This is a genomic window from Rhizobacter sp. (assembly GCF_031412075.1).
Taxonomy (GTDB): Bacteria; Pseudomonadota; Gammaproteobacteria; order Burkholderiales; family Burkholderiaceae_C; genus Rhizobacter.
The window spans coordinates 1-4,113 of record NZ_JANOCG010000313.1 but is presented as its reverse complement, the minus strand read 5'-3'; the positions used below and the strand labels follow the sequence as shown (position 1 = coordinate 4,113).

Sequence of the window (4,113 nt, the reverse complement as noted above, 5' to 3'; positions counted from 1 at the left end):
TTGATCATCTCGGGCGCGGGCAACCCGCAAGCGCCTATCACCGGCATCTCGGCGCCGATGGAGTTTCGCCGGGCGTTCATCGAGGCGCAGGACCAGGCGCGCTCATCAGGCCCCTGACTCTTGCGCCGGGCGCTGAAACTGCTGCTGCGTGTGGTGCTGGCACTCGCCAGCCTGGTGGCAGCGTATTTCGGGACGGCGTTTGTGCTGGTGCTCTTTCCCATCCACCACCCACCCCGTGACGAGCCCGTGGTGGTGCAGGCCTTTGTCTATTCGAATGGGGTGCACACCGACCTGGTCTTCCCCATCAACACCCAAGGTGTGGACTGGTCGCAAGCCTTTCCGTCGCAGCATCTGGCCCAGGCGCCACACGACGCTACTTTCATCGCCGTCGGCTGGGGTGATCGCGAGTTCTATTTGAATACGCCGCGCTGGCAAGACCTCACCGCGGGCCGCGCCTTGCATGCCTTGTCGGGCAGCGGCCGCACCCTGCTGCATGTGACCTACCTGCGCGAAGCCGACCTGCAAAGTGGCATGCATGCCTTGCCCTTGTCGGCACGGCAGTACGCCTCGCTGGTGAACTACGTCGAGCGTGCCCTGGTTCGCTCGGGCAAGGGGACAGGCGTCAACGTCCCCGGCCAACATTACGGCGCGCACGACGCGTTTTATGAAGCAAACGGTGCCTACAACCTCTTCACCACCTGCAACGCATGGGTCGGGCACGGGCTCGCGCAGGCGGGGGTGAAGGTCAGCGCCTGGACACCACTCGCCTCGCAGGTGGTGTGGCACCTGCCGCCACGCTGAGGCGCTTCAGTTCTTGTAGATGCCACAGGCGACAGCCAAGTCGCCCGCACGCTCGACGTAAGAAGACTTCAACCTGATTTCGTTGGTCACCGGGTGAGCCCATTTGTAGTCGACCCAGCCCTGGCCACCCGACTTGGCCAGCTCGGCCATGTCTTTGACGAAGGGTTTGCCGTCGACGTCTTTGCTGGTCGGCCCGTTGCCAAGCACACGCGGGTTGTTGCCGTGGGCGTAGAACACCGCGTCGTGGGTGCCGATCGCCATGAGGTAAAGGTCGCGGTCGATGAACTGGCCTTTGGCGAGCTTGTTGATCTCGTCCACCAGCCCGGCCTTGCCATGCTCCTTGTAGAACTGCATGGCGCGTTTGACGAGCTCGGCGGCTTCGTCGGCATTGCCGTGTTCGCGCGTGCCGAGGTTGAAGCCCGACACCGACTTGAGCAGCGTCACCGCCTGCTCGTTGAGCGAGGTGGCGGTCTGCGTGGCGTCTTTCACCAGCAGCGCGTTTTTCTTGACCATGCCGTCGATCTCGGTGATGGCCTGGTTGACCGACTGGATGCCGAGGCTTTGTTCGTGGCTGGCGCCGGCCATCTCTCGCATGATCTCGGCCACGTGTTTCACCGAGGAGACGATCTCGCTCATGGTCTTGCCGGCGTCGTCGACGAGCTTGCTGCCGGCGTCGACCTTCTCGACCGAGTCGCCGATCAGCGTCTTGATCTCTTTCGCCGCGGTGGCCGAGCGCTGGGCCAGGTTGCGCACTTCGGCGGCCACCACCGCAAAGCCGCGGCCTTGTTCGCCGGCGCGGGCTGCTTCCACGGCCGCGTTCAGCGCGAGGATGTTGGTCTGGAAGGCGATGCCGTCGATCACACCGATGATGTCGGAGATCTTGCGCGAGCTCTCCTTGATCGATCACATGGTGTTGACCACCTTGCTCACCACATCGCCGCCCTTGACCGCGTGGTCGGAGGCCTGCAGTACCAGTTTGTTGGCCTGCTCGGCGTTGTCGGCGTTTTGTTTGACGGTGATGGTGATCTGCTCCATCGACGCGGCGGTCTGCTGCAGTGAATCGGTCTGGGTGACGGTGCGCTCAGACAGCGAGGTGTTGTCGCGGTTGATCTGCGATGACGTGCTGGCCAAGGTGGTGGTGCCGCTGCGCACATTGCTCACCAGCTTGAAGAGCTGGTCCTTCATGCCGCCCAGCGCCAGCATCAGCTGGCCAAATTCGTCGCGGCGTTTGACGTCGTACTGACAAGTCAGGTCGCCCGCGGTGATCTTCTCGGCGGCGGCGAGCGCCTGGCGCAACGGCTGCACCACACCGCGCGTGAGCCACCATGCCGATGCCACGCCGATCAGCAAGCCGGCCGCGCCGCCCGCCATGATCCAGAGCTTGGCCGCCCCTTGCACCGAAGCGGCTGCCCACACGGTGTTGATGCCCAGAATGAGCAGCATCGGCCCGAAGCCGAGCAGCAGGCGAGAGCGCAGTGTCAAGTTGTCGATGTGCATATCGATCCTGATCGAATGGGCCGGAGTAAGGGCCCTGTTGGAAGGAATGCGCGCACGGTCGAGACTCTCTTGGCGGCCGTCGGCTCACAAGGTATCGGCGCAGGGTGGGTGAACTTGAGATGGCAGCCCGCCCCGCCGTGCAGAAGTTCAGGCAAACCGCCCTTGCAAGAACCAGCCGGTTCCCAGGCTCCCCGCCGACAAGGGCAGGCGCCCGCGGTAGAGCCAGACCAATGCGCCGTCGGTGGTCTGGCCGATGAAGTAATCGCGCTCGGCCAAAGCGCCGTCCCACCAGCCGGTTTCGATGCGCTCGGGGCCCGCCAGCAGCTGCAGCAGCTTGCCGTCGAGCAGGGGCCGCGATTGGCGCTCTTGCAAGGCTTGGGGCTGGGGCAGCAACCACAGCGGGCGGGTGATGGGGCACGCATGGATGGGCGCAGACACTTTGTGCGTGCGCAGCAAGAGCGGCTCGGCCGGCTGCACAGCCGTGGCCCGCTCGGGGCGGTGGTCGGCCACCGGCACCAGGCGCTGCACCTGCTCGCGCCCCAGGCGCGCTTGCAGACGCTCGATCAGGCGCGTGAGGCCGGCCTGCTCGCTCTGCGCCGTGGGGAAGAGCTCCGCATTGGGCGGCGGGCGGCGCGAGATGTCGCTCGATTGCAGCACCAGCTCGAGCGTGGGCGCGGGCAACTGAAAGGCACCCAGGCGCTCGCGCAGCAGCACCAGCATGTGGGTCACATCGCGCGAGGGTTCGGCCAGGGCGACCTCGAGCACGGTGACCGAAGGGGTGTCGCTGTGCCTCCAGCGCGGCTCGTGCTGCATCTGCAGGCTGAAGCTGCGCACGAACGCATGTTGGGCCGACAACCAAGCCACCAGGCGCGCCAGCAGCACCTGCGCGCCGTAGAGCAGCTGCTCGGTGGTGTCGGCGCGGGCAAACAGTTCGAGCTGGCTATGAAACACCGGCGGCAGGGTGAGCGGCTCGCGCGGGTCGGGGCGCTCGCCAAAGGCGCAGTCCATCTCGGCGAGCAAGGCCTCGCCAAAACGGCGGGCCAGGCCCGGGCGAGGCAGCTGGCGCAGGTCGCCCAGGCAGCGCAAACCCATGCCCAACAACGCCTCGGCGTGCGCCTGCCCTGCCACCAGCCGCCCCACGGGCGCGGCCTCCAGCGCGCGGCGCAAGGTGGGCCGGTCGGCGCAGTGCAAGCCGTCATGCAGCTGAGACAAGAGCATGGCTCCTTGCGGCGTGGGTGCGCTCACGCACTGAAGTTGATGGCCCAGGGGCGCCAGCGTGGCCCGCAGCCGCTCGAGCAGGGGCGCCAGCCCGCCAAAGTAGCGCAGGCTGGCCTGCACCTCCAGCAGCACCCCCACCGGGAGCGACAGGCTCACCGCCGGCGTGAACGCCAGCGCCGCGTGCGCCACGCTGGTCAGCGCATCAAGGTCACGCCGCGCGTCGGCCTGGCCCAGCAGCAGCTGGGGTGCGAGCGACAAGGCCGTGGCCCGCTTCATGCCCGGCTGCACGCCCAAGGCCTGCGCGCTGGCATTGGCGCTGACGATGCGGTGCACGTCCATCAAGGCGAGCGGCTGCGCGGCCTGCTCGGGCGTCAAGGTGGCCGCGAAGGATTCCAGCGACAACAAGGGCAGGTGAAGCGCAACCCACAGCATGCCAAGCGCCCACGGCCATCACGCTAGGGCCTGTTCATACCAAATGAGCACCCGCGTGACTCAGGAAACGGGCGCCATCGAGGCGCAAAGCACAGCTGTAGCACTTGCTACAGCGAGCATTTGCAACGCTGAGGGCGCCCGTTTCCTGAGATCACCCGGAGGGCC

At 66.5% G+C, this 4,113-nt stretch carries 4 protein-coding genes; 1 reads left to right on the top strand and 3 read right to left on the bottom strand.

What is annotated here, in order from left to right:
* Positions 1-120 precede the first annotated feature (120 nt).
* Positions 121-801: a TIGR02117 family protein gene (locus RMO40_RS11460; RefSeq protein WP_309720843.1), complete on the top strand. Its 681-nt coding sequence runs from the start codon at positions 121-123 to the stop codon at positions 799-801.
* 6 nt (positions 802-807) lie between these two features.
* Here RMO40_RS11460 and RMO40_RS11455 read toward each other — a convergent pair whose 3' ends face one another.
* The 3 genes from RMO40_RS11455 to RMO40_RS11445 all read right to left on the bottom strand — a co-directional run bounded on the left by RMO40_RS11455 (position 808) and on the right by RMO40_RS11445 (position 3,948).
* Complete coding sequence (locus RMO40_RS11455; protein ID WP_489660145.1) at positions 808-1,701, bottom strand: cache domain-containing protein; 894 nt, start codon at positions 1,699-1,701, stop codon at positions 808-810.
* A gap of 3 nt (positions 1,702-1,704) precedes the next feature.
* Positions 1,705-2,283, bottom strand: coding sequence for a HAMP domain-containing protein (locus RMO40_RS11450; protein ID WP_309720837.1), 579 nt, complete (start codon positions 2,281-2,283; stop codon positions 1,705-1,707).
* A gap of 162 nt (positions 2,284-2,445) precedes the next feature.
* A complete protein-coding gene (locus RMO40_RS11445) occupies positions 2,446-3,948 on the bottom strand; it encodes a DNA polymerase Y family protein (RefSeq protein WP_309720834.1) in 1,503 nt (500 codons plus the stop codon).
* Between the last annotated feature and the right edge of the window lie 165 nt (positions 3,949-4,113).

What these genes read in the sequence shown, in the direction of transcription:
- RMO40_RS11445 (WP_309720834.1), bottom strand. Translation starts at nt 3,948, where the DNA reads ATGCTGTGGGTTGCGCTTCACCTGCCCTTGTTGTCGCTGGAATCCTTC.